The following is a 17,625-nucleotide window of genomic DNA, read 5'->3' as shown; positions in this document are numbered from 1 at the left end:
GCGGAAGTCGCAGCTTGTCATGGGCAAGTCAACCACAGCAAAAAAAGCGTGCAAGAAGCTCTGACAACAATCAGAAGTCTCCTGCACGCTTTTCATTTTCCATCTATATTGTTGCGCTTCTCAATGTGCCGCTCGTCCTTGAAAACTTCCCGGCTTCGCCGCCGTTCCCGTATCCATTGGCTCTACATGCACGTGCACATGCGTAATATTGTGCTTGCGCTTCATGCTTTGCTCGATATCATCGCAGATTTGATGGCCTTCGATAAGGCTCAGCTTCGGATCGACCTGCACGACCACATCCACGAGGACAAGGCTTCCATGCAGACGCGCCTTCACTTCACGGATAGCCCGCACGCCTTCCGTGCCCGCCACCGTCTTGCGCAATCGCTCCAGATGCGCTTCATCAAAGCCGTCGGTTAACGTATGTGTCGTCTCGCGGAAAATATCCCATGCCGTTTTGCAAATCAATACGCCAACCGACAAAGCCGCTAACGGATCAAGCCAAGGCAGCCCAATCTGGGAGCCGAAGATGCCTATCGCCGCCCCGATGCTGACGAGCGCATCAGAACGGTTATCCTGTGCAGCCGCCATCAAGGCTTGATTGCGGATACGTTCCGCCAGCCGCTTATTATACTGGTACACGACGAACATGACCGCTCCACACACGACAGCCACCCATCCGGTAATCGGATTGGGCGTCGATGACTCGCCGTTGAATAGGGAGCCAATCGTGGACAGGATAACCTGTATGCCGACAGTCGCCATAATAAATGAGGCAATGAGCGCAGCAATCGTCTCCGCGCGCAAATGACCGTATGGATGATCGCGATCCGGCGGCTTTTGGGAGATTCTTAAGCCTATGAGAACAGCCATGGAGGCAACAATATCGGTCAAGTTATTCCAACCATCCGCTTGCAGCGCCTTCGACTGATAATAGAATCCAATGGTCAGCTTCAATGCAGATAAGGCAATATAGGCAGCGATGCTAATCCATGCTCCCTTTTCCCCTTGCTTCATGTCCGCATATACGTCTGCGCTCATGTTATACCCTCCCCGCACCATTTACCCGAAAACGATATAGGATATAAAAAAGTTTTCTTCCCCTCACAATTCACAATAGCTGAAAGGTTAACTTTTTTATGTTCATGATTTCATTTACATTTTTTCGGATCCCTATCTTAACAGACCGATTCCGTGTGGGTCTAGAGAAACAGTGTTGACCCCTGAAACAACTCTTGAACTGGCATAAACCTGTTGCTTCTGGTTAGAAAAGTTGAGTCTGCTAAGAAAAGTTGCTAGGGGGCAACAACGCCCCATCTAGATAGGATGTGCTTCGGGGAGGACAAGTATACCCAAGGTAATTAGATAACGTAGGTCTTCAACTGCTGTGCGTCCCATTTGACCTTGCGCCCGCAGCCAGAGGCCAGTTCGCGGACAGGGGCGTACACTTTGCCTTCAATGAGGTAGCCTGTCATCGCTATCGATGAAGTTGAGGCAGCATTTCCTTGCAGCTCGATGTGAACTTGGCGGACGGGAACGTTGCGCGGTTCGTTAGGGCGGGCTGTGGCTTCATGCTCCCTCAGACACTGCTCAACGAGCGCCATGAACTGCTGCCACTGCGGCAGGAGGCGGGAGGGGCATGCTTTCCCGCTCCAATGGCGGTGCGGCACGATGCGCTCCAGCGGAATGCCGTGCTTCAGCGACAGCATCGCAAGCAGCTGCGCCGCATTGCTCCATGCCTTAGGCTCGTCCATCCCGGCGTACATGCAAACCTCGACGCCAATGGATAGTGCATTGCCGGGACCCGCTCCATCGCCAGCATGCCACCCCTGCTCGTCATCGCGCAAATGCTGGTACACGGAGCAATCATCTACCGTATAATGCCAGCTTTTCTGAACTCCTCCGCTGCCATTCAAAATATAGCGCGCATGCGCCTCCGCCGTCGCCCCCGGATCCGTGTTGTCCGTATTATGCACCGTAATGTACATCGGCTTCATCGGACGGCTTGGCTTATTCGGCTTCCCATCAGGCAGAAGGCGCTGCTTAACCTCGATGCTCATCATTCATTCCTCCTTTGCCTTTCAGCACCTCTACTGCTTGACGAATAGCTGGCGGCAGTGGCACACCCATCCGCCCCCCGTTTTCGATAATCGATAGCAGTTCGTTGGCAATATAGAAAAAGATAGTCGCATCTCGCAGCAAATGCTGATCCCCCAATACGGTGTCGATCTGATGCGCAATCGCGACAATAAGAAAAATAAACACCTTGCGCGCAATGCCGATAAGGCCAACGCTGCTGCGCAGCTTGCCCTCCGTTCCCGCTGCCATCACGCCAGTCGCGTAATCTACCACCGCAATAATGACCAGTACTTGCAGCAGCAGCGGCCATCCGCCGAACAGCAAGGATGTAGTTCCCGCTGCCATCGCGACTCCTGCTTTGAGCAGCACGTCGATTCGTTCCATTATGTTTCCTCCTTTCGAGAATAAAAGTGCCCCCGGCCGCAGCCGAGGGCATAAAAACGCCTTTCACTTGGAAAGGCACTGTAGGTTTGCTATGATAATATGCAATTTAATAAAGTGATTATACTAACTGATATAGGATCAAATCAGAACCAACGAGGCTAGTAAAACTATACAAGCATACGTTTTAAAATTCATCATTTTATAGCAGTTAAGTGCATGTCTCTATTTAATGTTAGGGTTAGAGGTCCGATACCTCTAGCTTCCAAATCCTAGCCCGCAGTTATTGTGCCACTAACTCTCCCTTTGAGGATTGTCTCATAAGTATAATTTCTACTAGGATAAAACTGATAACGCAACTTCATTGACACAGGGCCAGTTGTATCGAAATCATCAGGTATTGAACCTGAAATAATTTCAGTTTTCGCATCGCTGCTGCCTTGATAATAGCTTGTGGCTGTGTAATAAATCTTTCTACCTTGTACGATAATATTTTGTGCATATCGATAGCTCCATATTCGGTTGTAATCCATGGCACTGATTGCCCGTTGTTTGCCATTCCGGTCTTCGAGATATGCTGAAAGACGCGTTTCGGAACTATCTTTGTTAAGTTGCGGATCAGAGTCAAGGTAAATACTCCCAGAAAATATAAAATAGTTTTTCATGCTCCCGATCGTTGCAACTGTATAAATGTATTCTCTTGTATTATCGTCAGTCCTCACTGTTGGAGCGTGCACTTGCTCGAATGACACTCTCTGTTCTACTGGCACAATTTCAGTTTTAATTTGCCCAATCTTCCCTGCCAACTGATCAAACGTATCATTCGCGGATGCCGGGACTCCCTTGGCGTTGATGGCACCCGCGACTTTGTTTTTCGCGTCAACGCCAGATTGCTTTAGTTCTTCGTAATTGAGGGTTGTGAGTACGTCCCGCCAGATTGACCAACTAGTCTCAGTCTCAGTACGTGTGCGGTACATGATGCGTTGAGACGTGACCGATGTGAGCGTTTGGATGATATACCCCCCTCGAGCGCACCTAACCTCTAATACCGTCCAATCCACATTTTGCGGGATGTTCTGGTAATTGGCGGAAGCGCCGAGTTGAAAAATACCTGTCTCTTTAAAATCGTTCAAGTCCGCATTTTTTGATGTCTTTTGTGCAAATGTGATGGTTTGCAACCCATCTACATACCCCTTCGTGTTCGCCTCCGCTTGATTTGCCTTTGCCTGTGCTCCCGCGGGGGTTTCCTTTCCGTCCCAAGCAACAGCACGGGATTCCAACGTTTTACCGTCTTCAAAGAACATTGTTTTTGCTTTTCCATGTGGATAATAATTGTTACCTTGGTCATCCTGTATCAAAATATTTCTATTTTCAGCCACTCTTCGCCACCTCCTATTGCTTCTTAAAGAAGATTTTCACTTGTTGCGCTGCGCCATAACTTGTTCCGTATTTCACGCTATCACCCGGTTCCCCTTTATCGCCTTTCATACCAGCATCTCCTTTTGGACCTTGAACTCCTTTTAGTCCAGTGTCGCCCTTCGGTCCCTGGGCGCCAGGCTCACCTTTATCGCCTTTTGGTCCCTGTGCTCCAGTCGCGCCTGTGCCTCCCTTCAGGCCTTGGGCACCTTGGAGTCCCTGAGCTCCCGTTGCTCCCTTTAAGTTGCCACGTTTTGTCCAAGTTGTAGCTGCCGTCTTCTCATATACGTCACCATTTGCCGTATTCAGAGCCCAGTCGCCCACAGCGCCGAGCGAAGCTGCTGGTACTGCCACCACGTTGTGCATTTTAGAGCCGTCGTTGCCTTTCGGTCCTTGCGCCCCTGCTGCTCCGGTATCACCTTTTGGCCCAGCTGCTCCCGCAGCGCCTTTGTCTCCTTTTGGACCAACACCCCCTTGTGGACCCGTCTCACCCTTATCACCTTTATAACCCTTTGGCCCTGCTAGTCCTTGCGTCCCCGTATCTCCTTTGTCGCCTTTATCGCCCTTTAGCCCTGCAAGTCCTTGCGATCCCGTATCTCCTTTGTCGCCTTTATCACCTTTCGGACCTGCGAGCCCTTGTGGACCCGTTTCACCCCTGTCACCCTTATCGCCTTTTGGACCCGCAGCTCCTTTTAGACCCGTATCTCCTTTAGGACCTTGTTGCAGGACCAAGTTCTCAAGATACGCTTGTAGATTTTGTCCGCTTTGCATCAATACCGCTCGTGCTTCCGTTTCAGGTACTACCGTTTCGAGCACTTGCCCAGTCTTCTCATCTAGAAGTTGAATCTGTATGATGTTAGCCATACGTCGTATCCTCCTATTTCAGTTTTATCCCCATCGTAGGTGATACTTTTATCGTTCCATCTGCCGGGGGAAGCGGAGCCTGATCGGAGATGCACCAGTAGAACGTCCCCTTTTTTCGCTCGGGAACCGGCGGCGGTGAAGATGTCACAACGATACTGGTCTTGTCGGCAATGACCTGCGTGATGTCTTCCTTCGAAACGGCATTATCCTGCAGTTCCTTGAGCGCCTCATACGTCGTGTTCATATGCCAGTTCATCCAGGCCGCCGGCGGCTTGTCCATGACGTTGTAGCCTTCGATGATTTTGGACTCCGGCGGGCGGATGCCTGACTTCTTCCATTCGGGAAGCGGTTTTTGAAATGCCATCGTGTAATCCCTCCTCATTTATTCGTGACGGCAGCACGCCGTCAATACCATATCCAATCCAGCACCGCTAGATCGGTATCGCATAATCATTCCCCGGCACGTACATATCCCCGAGCGTGCCGCCCACAGTCATCGCCTCGTCGGCGAGGCCATGCTCGTCTTGCTCCAGCGCGTCGTATACCGACGACAGCGCAAAGGTGCCAGTCAGCTCGACCTGACCGACGCGCACCCCGGCAGCGACGAGGCGCTCGACGAGCGAGACGAACTGCGACGGGCTCAAGCCCACGCCGCTCAGCTTCTCGTACGGCACCTCGTTCACATGAATCGCCGCCGGCTCGGGGCTGATCGGGTCGTTGTACCGCTCAGACAAGCGGAACTCGCCCGGCTCCACGTTCAAGGCCAGCGCCAGCACCTCGATGACCGAATCGAGGTTGCCGCTCGCGTTCATGCGCGCCAGCTTGGAGCGCAGCAGCAGCCGGTACACCTCGTCCGTCGCCTGGCCGCGTGGCTGCCCGAGATTGCCGCCGATCATGTCGAGCGTCGCGCCCTCCGCCTGCTCAATGCTCTTCCAAGCGGACATGCGCTGCACCGTCGCACCAATCTCATTTATCTGCTGCAGCCACACATCGACCAGAATGGCGAAGCGGCTGCCTTCCTTCGCGATAACGTCAGGCAGCATGTCCATCACGTCGCTCAGCTTAAACATGGGTCACCGCCACCTTGATCCGCTCCGGCGCCACCCGCGCCACGTGATACAGCGGAATATCCACATTGCCGCTTACATATTCGCCATCCGCCAGCTTCACCTTCAAGTCCATCACTTCCTCGACGCCGATCACATTTTGCACCGCCGTCAGCAAACGGCTGTACACGATGCGCGAGCCTTGCGCCAGCCCCGTGTAATCCTGCTGGTCGGCGCCGATGCCGCCGATATACTGCGCAATCGCCGTCACAATGTCCTCCGCGCCGCGCGCCGGGAACGTCGGATTGGCCGACACCGCCGCCTCCACATGCACGTCCAGCATCGTCATGCGGCTGAACCGCACCTCATGCTCGCTCCCGCTCACATCGCGCACCTGCACGCTTTCCGTGCCGTCCGTGCCGATTCCTGCCGCCTTCTTGTCAAAGATCGCCTTCGCAATCTGCTCCGACTGCCCGCCGTACACGTACGCGCGGACCGACTTAGGCGGAATGCCTTCCGCATCCGTATCCATCGTATTATTCACGCGAACCGAAGCTGACTTCACATCTGGCAGCTGTAGAAGCGCGGATACGATCGCATCGATCGTCGCTGCATGGCTGCCATCCCGCGCCGCACGCAGACGATCCCGGAACTCGACGTCATTTTCCCGCTCGCGTCCGTCGATCATGCCGCGGGCATTCGTCACGCCCGTCAGCTCCTTCACCGGATTCATCAGCTCCGTGATGGATCCGGCCGGAACATTGCCGGATATTCCAGCCACCACCGCCGTCAAGTTTACCGTGCCGCGGCCCGCATCATCCAGCGTACACGCCGCCGTCGTCGTGAACCAGACTCCCGCCTTCGTCCCAACCTGCAGCCCCGCCTGAACCGTATAGCCCGCCGTCCCGCTCAGCTCGATCGAACCGTGGGCCGGCTGCTCCAGCTTGCGCCGCAGCCCGTAGAACACCGCCAACGCATCCAGCTGCACACCGGTCGCATATTGAATGTACGACTCGTGATAGACCTGCTCCACGTCCTCCCACAGCACCGACAAATGCCACGCAAACACCTGCAGCATCATGCCCAACGGCGACGTCTCCGACGTGTTGATATCCTGCCCGAGCCGTTTGCCCAGCTCAGATACCATTTCCTCATAAATATCGTTATACGTTTTGCGCTTCAAACCCGCTTCCGTCAGCATAATTCAACTCAACCTCCTCTCCATCCGCACTCATCATGACAAGGCGCATAGACACCGTCCGCGCACGCTCGTCCCAGTCAATTTCCAATTCCTCCACCGACTGAATGCGGGGCTCCTCGGCCAGACAACGCATAACCGCCTCCCGGATGCTATCCTCGTCCACCTGCTTGCTCATCATTTGATCATGGTCCAACCCCATGTCAGGCGCAAAAAAATACTCGCCCAAACGAGTCCCCATCCGTACCCGCACCGACTGCGCCAGCTCTTCGCGCCCGTCAATCCAAACGATTTGCCCGTCAGACACCTGAATATCCCCGTCTTTCAAAGCCCAAGATTTCATTCGCCTGCCACCTTTCCCACGATAACGCCCCCGCCGCCATTCGCCTCCGTAAAGACGACCAGAACGCGGCTTCCAGCTTCCAAGACAACCTCGGATGCCTGCTGCACAACGGGCAGCTGATAGCGAATCAGCCCGGCTTCCCCGTCCAGCTCCACATCGGCGTCTGCCGCTCCCATGCGAATAATGGTGCCGAGCTGCGCGCCCGCCATGCCAGACAGCCTGTGATCCATCCATGCCTCCAATGCGCCGACCGCGCGATTGGCTCCCATGGCGTCCCCTCCTTTCCCTCTCTAAAAAACGAACTTGCCAGCAAAACGACCGCGTAATCACTCCGCGGCCTCACTCCTTGACCAAATCCACTTCCGTGATGAACTGCTCGCCCGAAATCGTATGGTTGCCCTGCTTCACCTTATACACGCCCTCGAAATCCTCGCTTACGAGCCGGATCTGTGCGCCGGCATGCAGACGATGATTGAGCAGGGAAGTCGCTCGGACTCCCTTCGTCTTCCCCTCTTCAAAAGACTGGGGACTGTCGATAAGCCCGCTCTCCGGAGACAACGCGACAAACGTGCGGCTCGTCGCAACCATATTGGCCGCTTGAAAATACAGCTTGCCCTGCATCGTATACGTGCCCAAGCCGCATGCCGCCGCGGCGCGCCGAATCGCATTCAGCGGATCGCCCTTGACCACGAATCCCTTCGCATAGGTGTGGTCGGCAGGCATGCGCAGCTCGCCGTGCGGAATCTGGGCCCGGTTCAACAGATCCCTAATAATCTCGCTCGCCTTGCTGCCCGGCCGATACGTATGCACCATGTCATACACTGACACCTTCAAGTCATCCTTCACTTGAATCGTCGTCACCCGGTCCATCTGCTCCCGCTTCGTTCGCACCTCGACAATGTTGCCCTGCAGCACCGTCCCGAGATCCGTTCCGTAGCCCGCATTGACGATGACGCGCATGCCCGTTTTCAAATTGGCCAACGTATGCTTGGACAGATTATAGAGCTCAACCGTCGATTCATTCGGCTCCTTGTCGTCATCGAAATCGACTACGACCCGGAGCGATAGATCCTCATACGTGAAGCGATAGCCGCCAATAAGCACTTCGCAATTGCGTTTATACAAATATTCCATCGTCTTCTCCCAGATGCATGGACACAGACTGACCGAGCGTATCCCAAGTGACGTGATCTTCCGGGTTGTCGCCGTAAGGCACGATCAACTCCAGCGGAAAATCGGGCGTTTCCATGCTCTCGAACAACGGCACTCCCCACACCAGCTTGACGCCAAGCGCAAGGGGAATATCCCCTTCCAGCAAATCAACCGTAAAATAATCATGCCGCGCGTTGTAACGCACCTCGAACGTATACGTCCGTTCCCCTAAATCCATGTCGAACGAATAAGGGACAAGCTCCTTGTCAATGACAATGACAGCCATCCATCTTCCTCCTCTCTGCCAAAAAGGCGCCTTCCTTGTCTCCCGCCGCGTCAGGCCACCCGGATATCCATGCCCGCCTTCAACGTGGCGTAAGAGCTGATATTGTCATTCATGCCCCGCAACACGTCGACCGGGATACGGAACTTGGCCGCAATCGAGTACCAGGAATCTCCCGACTGAACGGTATAGGTCCGGTACGCATACTTCAGATTCGGATTCACCTTCTTCTGCTTCTCCGTCGCCTTCTGCCCAATAGACAACATCATGCCAATCGGTGGCGGCACACTGGGATCCAAATGAGAATTCCATTCGCGAAGCTGCCTCACGCCAATGCCGTAATAGCGGGCAATAGATTCCCATCTCTGTCCCGCTCGCACAATATGCGACCAGGGCTTTGGACGGTATGACGTGTTCCGTTTGCCTGAACGGACCTTCGGCTTCACCGCCGCTTTGCGCTTCGGAGGAAGCTTCGTATACCGGATCGTCACGACATTAATCTGCTTGAGCGTCAGCGAGAAGCTCATGCCGTTGCCGATCGAGCTGTCATGCGCCGTCCGCAGGCTCGTAATGACGCAGTTCAGCAGCATGTTGCGTCCGGTATATTGCAGCAGCGTGCCCGCGTTCATCGCCTTCACGAGGCGATGGCGGTAATTCGACGCCTGGGGCCCAAGAATGAGCCCCTCCAGATGCAGGCTGACCGTATCCTTTTGAATGTGATCCGTTATCGTGCCGCCCTTTTCAATGTTGTGGCTGCTAACCTGAACCGCGTATTCCGGCTCCTCCGACGTGACGAACAGCTCGATTCCGCCCAAGCGGCTCAATTTCGTCTTAATAGGACATCGCCCCTTCCTTCGTAGTTAGCGGCTGCGGCATTTTACTCGAAATGCTGCGCTCGAACGAACGGAACGAGGCGTCGAACTGATCGCGTGCGATGCGTTTGATTTCCTCAATCATGCGCATGTCGATATAACCGTTCACATTGAGGTTCATGACGACGTTGCTGTTCGAGCTCACATCCATCGACCCGCCCCCGCCCGGCAGCGGACCCGGAATGTTAAGCGGCGGAGCGGCCGTGATGCCATCCCCCGTTCCGGTCATATCCGAATAAGGCCGAGGTGATACCGGAGCGGACAAGGAAGACATGGGCGCTCCGCTCTGGGCGCGCAGCGCAGCCGTCGGCGGCTTCATCTTCGGAATGATCCGATTGGTTGACAGGATCTGTTCAGAAGCCTCTTCGTCCTCTTCATCCTTCGGCAGCAAATATTTCTCTGCGGCCCATAGACCAGCATCCAGCACCAGACCTCCCAAAAATCCCGCAGGGTTGAGCCGCAGCAGCTTCGTCGCTTTGCTGGCCACCTTCGCCCCTTTGATGAGCTTGCCGAACCAGCTCGTCTTCTTCGCGGCGGATGCCGCTTTCTGCACGGTCGCGGTCGTCTGGGCCATTGTCTGGGCCGAGGCGGCTGCCTGCTGGACTGGATTCGGCATCGGGTTCATTGCCGTACGCACGGATTGCGCGGTATGCGCCATGTCCATCGTCGTCTGCGCGGTCGTCGCGGCATCGGCGAGCACCGTGGCCGGAGCAGGCGCTTCGGAGCCAGAGCCGGCCGATCCCATCGCTGTTCCCGTTGCGGCTGCCCCCAACGCTCCTCCCGCTCCTGACAGAGATCTGACTGCGGGAGCCTCGGACGGCTCGTCGTTCTGCTTGCCTCCGAACCCTCCAAACAAACTTAAACCTGCTCCAAGAAGTCCGAGACCTATCCGCCTGCCGAACCTGCCATTGCCAATCTTCGGCGGCCTCTTTGTCTTGCCGTGTGTTTGTTTTCTCGTCTTCCCAATCGGGCTGCCTTCCGCGTGAGCCGCCTTGCCCATCTCTCCAGCATTAGCACTTGTCGCAGGAGCGCTAATGGCGCCTTTTCCAGTGCCGGATGAAGCTTCGGCAACGGGCCTCATCGAGGAAGGCGATTTATTGCCGCCTCTCCATCCGCGCCGGCGATAAGTGTCGGTTCGCCGCGGCGTTTTCTTTTGGTCGCTGCCCTCTCGGGACGCCGAGGAGCCCTTCTTTCCGCTTCCTTTTCCGGAACGCTTGCCTTTGTCATCCTTGCCCGAATCGAACATGCCGCCCATATTGCCGGAGCCAGTGGTTCCCGCGCAGCAGCAGCATTTGCAGCCGCCTCCGCCTCCTTTGAACTTGTCCTTCACCCACTTCACGTTGTCTGCAAAGTCCTTGAACGGCTTGAACATGTCATTCATATCCTGCGTCAACGTCACGGGCGCCGACTTCATAAATGGATCGTTCCATTTGGCGGGCTTGTCCATCGCTCCCGCGGGGACTGCTCCCGAGCTTTGCCCGACGACAACCTTGACGGAAGCTTGAGCTTGGGCGATGTTCGATCTATTGGCGCTGGCCAGAGAAGCTGAGCCCGCCTGTCGAGACATATTGCTTGCCAACAGCGAGCTTGCCAGCTTGGCCTGCCGTTTCAGCTGCTCCGTCTGATCCCGCATCGCATCCTTCAGAATGGTGATGACCGGCTTCAAATCGCTCAACCTGCCGTTCATCGATCTCAGCTCGCGGTGAATGGCTGTAGATACCTGTGCATCCATTTCTTAGTTCCCTCCTTTCCCGAACATCCACTCCATGGCGGAGGCGGCTTCGCATAGATCCTCGATGCTCATGGCGTCCGCCTCCGCATACGTAATGCCGCCCCGGCTATTCAACACGACATGCCAAAATAGCTGCCGGAGCGGATTCGTGGAAATGGAACGTTTATACGATGGATGATTCGGGCTCCAAGGGTGTATCGACCATCCCTAAAAACCGCGCGCATTCCAGCCAGAGCGGAGTTAAGAGGTCGGATTTGTCTTCGAGCGCCTCCCAGCTGAGGCGCGGGGATACGATCACATGCTGGAGGAAGAAATCCATCGAAGACTCCAGCTTCCAGCCGCCGTCTGCCTTCAGGGCAACGTCGTACAGCCGCATCAAGGCACGCGCGCCTGGATGCTGCAGGACGTAATCCTCACCCTCCAGCGTTACTGTCGTTTGCTTGCTCACATTGATTCACCCTTTCCCAGTCGTATTTTCGTTACATCACCTGATGTGTATAGTCCAGCACTTGAATCTCGTATTCGCGATCCTCAAGCTCCGATCCGTATGCCGCTGCCGGCAGCTTCTTCACGATGGCCTGCGTGCCGCCAATCCGCTCGCGCGGTTCATTATGGGACACGACCCAGATGTCGAATATCTTCTTTTCGCGTGCGAGACGATGGAGCAGTTCCAACTGCGGAGATGTTGACATGAGCGTTAATTTCACCGTGCCGAGCGGATTGTTTTTGTGAGCAATGGCAACTTCGCCACGAGCGCCAACGTGCGCCACGGACTGCTCTTCATCCTTCTCGCAGGAGACGAATGTGTTCTCTCCGAATCCCGTAATATACTTGCCGTCCACGATAACGGACACTTGCTTTGCATCATAAATGCCGATACTCATTGCTATCGCACCTTCCTTTTCCTGTACGGATATAATTCAATGAATTCCAACAGCTTGGCTTGTCCAAGCCGTATAAATGAATAATTTCGTAAAGCGTCTTCCCTACCGCTCCCGCTTAGAAGCGGATGACACCCTTAATGCGCACCTGATGGACCGCGCCGGCAATCTCGAACCAGAACGACCCGCCCCGATAGTCACGGTTGGCTCGATCGCTTGGATCCACCTCATTGCGCAGCAGGAAAGAAGTGCCGAACAACGGCTCGCCGCTGTCATCCGCGGCGATGATGCCCATGCGGAACGCTTCCTGGAGCACATTGACGACCGTGCTCTCGATCTGCGCAATGCCTGCGTTCGTATACGGCACCTTGTCAGACTGATTGAGCAGCTGCTGAATTTGCGCCTCCATGCGGGCACGGACATAATCTCGCGACATGATGACGTCGATATATTCGCCGGATACGGTCTTGCCTTCCGACGTGCGGGCTTCGCCTTGCTTGTTCACGTAAGTGAAAGCTCCGCCGTCATGAATTTCCATCAGCTCGCTTGCCGTCAGCTTGAGCGGCGCGATGCCGGTGCATGCCTTGAATTTCCAGGTAACGGAGCCAACATCAGCGGAACCAACCGCGCCCACGAGCGCCGCATCAGGATACGCATCGGCGTCAGTATGATAGAATGCCGCGGTTCGCGTATATTCTTTCGCCTTCAACGCCTGCAGCTTCGTCTTGTCTGCAACCCGAGTGACAAACAAGCGATAGTCCTCCTTCTCCAGCTCAGCCGCAAGGGCTTCTACCGTCGCAGGACCATTGTCGGCGGACAGCAAATAGTACCATCCCATATCCAACACGGCACGCAGGCGGTCCACCGCCGCTTCCTGCTCGTCGTGTGCCGTAATGGCAATGCGGGCCGGAGAGCGATCTCCTTGGCCGAAGAGGGCCTGCGCCATTCTGTATTCTGGCGTCGCCTCAGCGAAGTCGACCTTCACCGTTTCCAGATCGCCATATTCCTTGTAGGCGGAACCGCCCTCTTTTTTCCCGAGAATCAGTGGCATGGCGAAGGACAATCGTCCCGTCGGCTTCTGCAAATCAATCGTTACTTGCACGTCTTGCAATGTCATCTTCCCTTCACTCCTTTGATTTCATTGGATTCAACTGAATCGTTGCTACGGACGGCACCGTCCGTTCGAAGCGGTCCTTCATGCGCAGCTTGACTTGAAGGCCAAGCCCCGCATGCGGCTCCGTCTTCCATTGCGCTGGACTGATATGCACCATCGCGGCCGGAATGCTCTCGAGGCAATCCACTCCGTCGGTCCACAGCCAGCCCAACATGTCCCGGCATCGTTCAACCATCTCCATCCGATCGCCCGCTCGGATAAGAAGCAGCCACTCCATTTCCACCACCTTGTCCACAGCGCCCTGATGCTCCGATTGATTCGGCGTGCAATCGATGTACGGGGAAGCGACATCATAGGCAATGAGCGGCAGCGAGCTGTCCGGCTGGAGCGCATCCACGCTTATGACAGGCAGCTGCAACGCCTGACCCAGCGGCATGATCCACTGTTGAACGATATCCCGATATGCAATCAAATTCCATCACCTCCTTGGAATCATCCTGAAGCATCCTTCTGCCGCTGCTTGCCGACGACCCGCTTCTTTGAAAACTTACGGGCTGTCTTGGAGATGCGGCTTCTGTGCTCACGATGTCCACGTTACTAGTATAGAATGGCGAACACATGTTTGATTTAAAGGGAATTATTAGTTTTTTGATGATTTCTTTTTATATTATTATAAGAACAAATGTTCTTGTTTTGTGGTATAATGGGTATACCTGCCACGGTGTTCAATTTAAACAACCTCAAAGTCGTTGTGTTCTATAGGAAGTTTGTTACTACCGAGAAGGATGCGCATGCGCGTAAAACGTGCTGCAGGAAGCATTCGCGAAGAAGATTCAGCATTGCTGTTCATTGATGGAAGCGACTCATCTTACAAGCATTTTCTTGCATGTCTGGCATGAGCGCCCAGCATGATTCTTAGACAACGACAGCGGAAGCATTTGCTCTTTATAGCGAACGCAAGCTTCGATGCCGTATTCCCTCTCGGGACGATGGATGAGCAACAAGGGATATTTTAAGCAACTATTACTAAGAGTGCGTGTTCAAAAATGACACTTTTCAGTACCGAGAAGCCCAAGTTTTCGCAAGAAAACTTCATCGAAAGCATTCCTCGAAGGAGGAGCAGAGTTACAAGTTTGACTCTTCACGAGTGAATGCAAGCTTCGATACCGAAATACCTCTCGGGATGCTTCGTGATCAAAAGGCGACAATTTGAACAACCTCTAAGAGTCGAAATGAAGGAGGACTTGCTTGATGATACCGATGGAATATATGGAGATACCTCACATGGAAACGATGGATGCCAAACAAGCGAAAGCCCGCATCGAGGAAGTGTTTGCTAAATACAGAATGTGCAAAGTAATGAAGTTTGCGGTGCGCGAAGCGAAGATTACGGCGAATTACGAGACAAGAGAGAATGGGGCTACGAACCGGATCGGAGACCCGACGGCTGCGATTGCTGTATACAATACAGACAAGGCGAGCGAATGCCTTGCTTTCTGCGAACTGGTTGAATCGATAGTTAACGAGTTGGAGCCGGACGAGCAGCTGCTTATCCGCGAGCGCTATATGAAGGCAGCCCGCATGACCGACACGAAAGTGTACTGCTTCAGCTTCGATCCTCCGATCAGCGCCGTCACCTACGGACACATTCGTAAGCGAGCGTTCGAGAAGCTGCTGCACGCCTTTCAATACGCATTCCGCCCTGCCCATACCACGTAACCACCCCCACCTGCATCGGCATTAACGACAACATCGCCTATCCTTATGCCACCCGGCATCACGCGGGTTGGAGAGGATAGGCGATTGTCGTTCAGTCAGCCGCTTCACCGCAGCCGTTCACATCTTGACAAAAAAAAGCGCCCCCAGTGTCACGTTTAGATTGAACGTGATTCGCTCATCCGAACCTTTGCTCCATTCTCCCCTTCCGTCAGAAGGCCGGACGAATCATCTCGACTCTCGACGCTGCCAGCCTAACTGACCTTTTGGGCAGACGAACTGCTTCATCCACACCTTTGCTCCATTCTCCCCTTCCGTCAGAAGGCCGGACGAATCATCTCGACTCTCTACGCTGCCAGCCTAACTGGCCTTTTGAGCGGACGAACTGCTTCATCCACACCTTTGCTCCATTCTCCCCTTCCGTCAGAAGGCGGCAATGTGCCCAATCACAACTCTCCGGACACTGCGAGGTTAGCTTCCATGCTGAGCAGCCGGTTCCATGGCATATGTATCTATACGAAACGGCATGTGCCTCCGCCTCGATGTTCCCCTTCCTGACTGTACGGGAGAATGGAGATAAGGACTGGACCATGAAGTCTTTTGTTATGGACAAGTATTTTTATTTTCAGTTCGTTTGCAGGAGAAGGGGTTGCAGCTGTTCTGAATAGATGGGAGAGTGACGCAAAGGAGCACATAGATGTACCCTTTTCGGGAAGATCAAAGTGAGGATTCATTCTATAAGGAAAAAAAAGAGTCCAGACCTACTCCTTTTCAGAAGGTCTGGACTCCCTGTCCTATAACATTTATTAGCTTACGCGTACATCTGCTCGCGCAACGCCTTAATTTCATCACTATTCAAATATTCGTCAAACGTCGTCACGCGATCGATGATGCCGTTCGGTGTAATCTCGATAATGCGGTTCGCGATCGTCTGTACGAACTGATGGTCATGCGATGTAAACAGAATCGTTCCGTCGCAGTCGATAAGACCGTTGTTCAACGCCGTGATGGACTCGAGGTCCAAGTGATTCGTAGGCTCATCCAAAATAAGCACGTTTGCACCGGTCATCATCATTTTCGACAGCATGCAGCGTACCTTTTCGCCCCCGGACAACACGCTTGCCTTCTTCAGTGCTTCTTCACCGGAGAATAGCATACGGCCCAAAAATCCGCGCAGGAACGTTTCATCCTGATCCTTCGAATATTGGCGCAGCCAATCGACAAGGCTCATCTCCACACCGTCAAAGTAGGCTGCGTTGTCTTTCGGGAAATAGGCCTGCGACGTGGTCACGCCCCAAGAATACGTACCTGCATCTGCTTCCAGCTCGCCCATAAGAATTTGGAACAACGTCGTCTTCGCCGCACTGTTCGGTCCGACCAACGCGATTTTGTCCCCTTTGTTAACAACCAAGTGAAGATTATCGAACGTTTTCTCGCCATCCACCGTCTTCGTCAAGCCTTCGATAGTCAGAAGCTGTTTGCCTGCTTCACGATCTGCTTTGAAGTTGATGAATGGATATTTGCGGCTCGATGGACGAATATCGTCAAGCGTAATCTTCTCGAGCATCTTCTTACGGGAAGTCGCTTGCTTCGACTTGGACGCGTTCGCGCTAAAGCGCTGAATGAACGCTTGCAGCTCTTTAATCTTCTCTTCCTTCTTCTTGTTCTGGTCGCGCATCATATGCTGGGCCAGTTGGCTTGACTCGTACCAGAAGTCGTAGTTGCCCACATAGAGCTGAATCTTGCCGAAGTCGATGTCTGCGATGTGCGTACATACTTTGTTCAAGAAATGGCGGTCATGGGATACGACGATAACAGTGCCTTCGTAATCCATCAAGAAGTTCTCCAACCAATTGATCGACTCCAAATCCAAATGGTTCGTAGGCTCATCTAGCAGCAAGATGTTCGGGCGGCCGAACAACGCTTGAGCAAGCAGGACACGAACCTTCTGGTTGCCTTCCAGCTCTGCCATCTTGTTGTCATGCATATTTTTCGGAATTCCAAGGCCAATCAGCATCTCTGCTGCATCTGCCTCCGCTTCCCAGCCGTTCAATTCCGCAAATTCCCCTTCGAGTTCGCCGGCACGCATGCCGTCTTCCTCGCTGAAATCCGCTTTGGCGTAGAGGGCGTCTTTTTCCTTCATAATATCGTACAGGCGTTGATGGCCTCTAATGACCGTCTCCAACACCGGGTATTCATCATACTCGTAATGGTTCTGCTTCAAGACCGACAGACGGTCTCCCGGTGTAATATGCACCTCTCCATTGGTCGACTCGATCTCGCCGGACAATATTTTAAGAAATGTCGATTTCCCCGCACCGTTCGCGCCGATTAGGCCATAGCAGTTCCCGGGCGTAAACTTGATGTTCACGTCCTCGAACAGCGCGCGTTTGCCGTAGCGGAGCGTAACGCCGGTTGTACTAATCATGGCATTCCCGTCCTTTTAACTATAATGGTTTCAAACGGTTATTATAGCACACTTATCTGTATTTTGCGATTTTAACAGTATTTATCTGCACGACATCCACGATATTCGTCTATTTGTGCG

20 protein-coding genes are annotated in these 17,625 nt (G+C 53.9%); 1 reads left to right on the top strand and 19 read right to left on the bottom strand.

Going from position 1 to position 17,625, the window contains the following annotated elements; all coding sequences use genetic code 11:
* Positions 1–120: 120 nt before the first annotated feature.
* The 18 genes from M3650_RS06300 to M3650_RS06215 all read right to left on the bottom strand — a co-directional run bounded on the left by M3650_RS06300 (position 121) and on the right by M3650_RS06215 (position 13,833).
* Complete coding sequence (locus M3650_RS06300) at positions 121–1,041, bottom strand: cation diffusion facilitator family transporter (protein WP_251573344.1); 921 nt, start codon at positions 1,039–1,041, stop codon at positions 121–123.
* A gap of 320 nt (positions 1,042–1,361) precedes the next feature.
* Positions 1,362–2,060, bottom strand: coding sequence for an N-acetylmuramoyl-L-alanine amidase (locus M3650_RS06295; protein WP_251573342.1), 699 nt, complete (start codon positions 2,058–2,060; stop codon positions 1,362–1,364).
* Positions 2,044–2,463 (bottom strand): phage holin family protein, encoded by a 420-nt coding sequence (locus M3650_RS06290; RefSeq protein WP_251573340.1) that lies wholly within the window; start codon positions 2,461–2,463, stop codon positions 2,044–2,046. Before M3650_RS06290 ends, M3650_RS06295 begins: the two co-directional genes overlap by 17 nt.
* A gap of 269 nt (positions 2,464–2,732) precedes the next feature.
* On the bottom strand, positions 2,733–3,839 hold the full coding sequence (locus tag M3650_RS06285) for a pyocin knob domain-containing protein (protein WP_251573337.1): 1,107 nt from the start codon (positions 3,837–3,839) through the stop codon (positions 2,733–2,735).
* 13 nt (positions 3,840–3,852) lie between these two features.
* Positions 3,853–4,740, bottom strand: coding sequence for a collagen-like protein (locus M3650_RS06280; protein WP_251573336.1), 888 nt, complete (start codon positions 4,738–4,740; stop codon positions 3,853–3,855).
* A gap of 13 nt (positions 4,741–4,753) precedes the next feature.
* Complete coding sequence (locus M3650_RS06275; protein ID WP_251573334.1) at positions 4,754–5,104, bottom strand: hypothetical protein; 351 nt, start codon at positions 5,102–5,104, stop codon at positions 4,754–4,756.
* A gap of 67 nt (positions 5,105–5,171) precedes the next feature.
* Positions 5,172–5,810 (bottom strand): hypothetical protein, encoded by a 639-nt coding sequence (locus M3650_RS06270; RefSeq protein ID WP_251573333.1) that lies wholly within the window; start codon positions 5,808–5,810, stop codon positions 5,172–5,174.
* Entirely contained in the window at positions 5,803–6,987 is a 1,185-nt protein-coding gene (locus M3650_RS06265) for a baseplate J/gp47 family protein (RefSeq protein ID WP_251573331.1), read from the bottom strand. Before M3650_RS06265 ends, M3650_RS06270 begins: the two co-directional genes overlap by 8 nt.
* Complete coding sequence (locus tag M3650_RS06260; protein WP_251573329.1) at positions 6,950–7,327, bottom strand: contractile injection system sheath initiator; 378 nt, start codon at positions 7,325–7,327, stop codon at positions 6,950–6,952. Before M3650_RS06260 ends, M3650_RS06265 begins: the two co-directional genes overlap by 38 nt.
* A complete protein-coding gene (locus M3650_RS06255) occupies positions 7,324–7,596 on the bottom strand; it encodes a hypothetical protein (RefSeq protein WP_251573327.1) in 273 nt (90 codons plus the stop codon). The genes M3650_RS06260 and M3650_RS06255 overlap by 4 nt, the downstream gene beginning before the upstream one ends.
* A gap of 70 nt (positions 7,597–7,666) precedes the next feature.
* Complete coding sequence (locus tag M3650_RS06250) at positions 7,667–8,461, bottom strand: phage protein (RefSeq protein WP_251573325.1); 795 nt, start codon at positions 8,459–8,461, stop codon at positions 7,667–7,669.
* Positions 8,445–8,765, bottom strand: coding sequence for a phage baseplate plug family protein (locus M3650_RS06245; RefSeq protein ID WP_019422693.1), 321 nt, complete (start codon positions 8,763–8,765; stop codon positions 8,445–8,447). The genes M3650_RS06250 and M3650_RS06245 overlap by 17 nt, the downstream gene beginning before the upstream one ends.
* A gap of 50 nt (positions 8,766–8,815) precedes the next feature.
* Positions 8,816–9,586 carry a LysM peptidoglycan-binding domain-containing protein gene (locus M3650_RS06240; protein ID WP_251573323.1) on the bottom strand — a complete coding sequence of 257 codons (771 nt, stop codon included), beginning with the start codon at positions 9,584–9,586 and terminating at the stop codon, positions 8,816–8,818.
* A gap of 7 nt (positions 9,587–9,593) precedes the next feature.
* Positions 9,594–11,366 carry a hypothetical protein gene (locus M3650_RS06235; RefSeq protein ID WP_251573321.1) on the bottom strand — a complete coding sequence of 591 codons (1,773 nt, stop codon included), beginning with the start codon at positions 11,364–11,366 and terminating at the stop codon, positions 9,594–9,596.
* A 163-nt stretch (positions 11,367–11,529) separates the two neighbouring features.
* The gene (locus tag M3650_RS06230; protein WP_087432020.1) at positions 11,530–11,814 is read right to left on the bottom strand and encodes a hypothetical protein; all 285 of its coding nucleotides are present in this window, start codon (positions 11,812–11,814) and stop codon (positions 11,530–11,532) included.
* A 31-nt stretch (positions 11,815–11,845) separates the two neighbouring features.
* On the bottom strand, positions 11,846–12,250 hold the full coding sequence (locus M3650_RS06225) for a phage structural protein (RefSeq protein WP_019422696.1): 405 nt from the start codon (positions 12,248–12,250) through the stop codon (positions 11,846–11,848).
* Positions 12,251–12,365: 115 nt separating this feature from the next.
* The gene (locus M3650_RS06220) at positions 12,366–13,364 is read right to left on the bottom strand and encodes a DUF3383 family protein (RefSeq protein ID WP_251573319.1); all 999 of its coding nucleotides are present in this window, start codon (positions 13,362–13,364) and stop codon (positions 12,366–12,368) included.
* 7 nt (positions 13,365–13,371) lie between these two features.
* A complete protein-coding gene (locus tag M3650_RS06215; RefSeq protein ID WP_019422698.1) occupies positions 13,372–13,833 on the bottom strand; it encodes a hypothetical protein in 462 nt (153 codons plus the stop codon).
* 779 nt (positions 13,834–14,612) lie between these two features.
* Between M3650_RS06215 and M3650_RS06210 the strand changes: the two genes are divergently transcribed.
* Positions 14,613–15,080 (top strand): ArpU family phage packaging/lysis transcriptional regulator, encoded by a 468-nt coding sequence (locus M3650_RS06210; protein ID WP_019422700.1) that lies wholly within the window; start codon positions 14,613–14,615, stop codon positions 15,078–15,080.
* A gap of 808 nt (positions 15,081–15,888) precedes the next feature.
* Here the strand turns inward: M3650_RS06210 and M3650_RS06205 are convergent.
* The gene (locus M3650_RS06205) at positions 15,889–17,505 is read right to left on the bottom strand and encodes an ABC-F family ATP-binding cassette domain-containing protein (RefSeq protein WP_251573317.1); all 1,617 of its coding nucleotides are present in this window, start codon (positions 17,503–17,505) and stop codon (positions 15,889–15,891) included.
* Positions 17,506–17,625: the final 120 nt, after the last annotated feature.

Origin of the sequence: Paenibacillus sp. MER TA 81-3, from assembly GCF_023713585.1 — a bacterium.
Taxonomy (GTDB): Bacteria; Bacillota; Bacilli; order Paenibacillales; family Paenibacillaceae; genus Paenibacillus_B; species Paenibacillus_B profundus.
The sequence above is the reverse complement of the archived record's forward strand: the minus strand, read 5'-3'. Positions and strand labels throughout refer to the sequence as shown.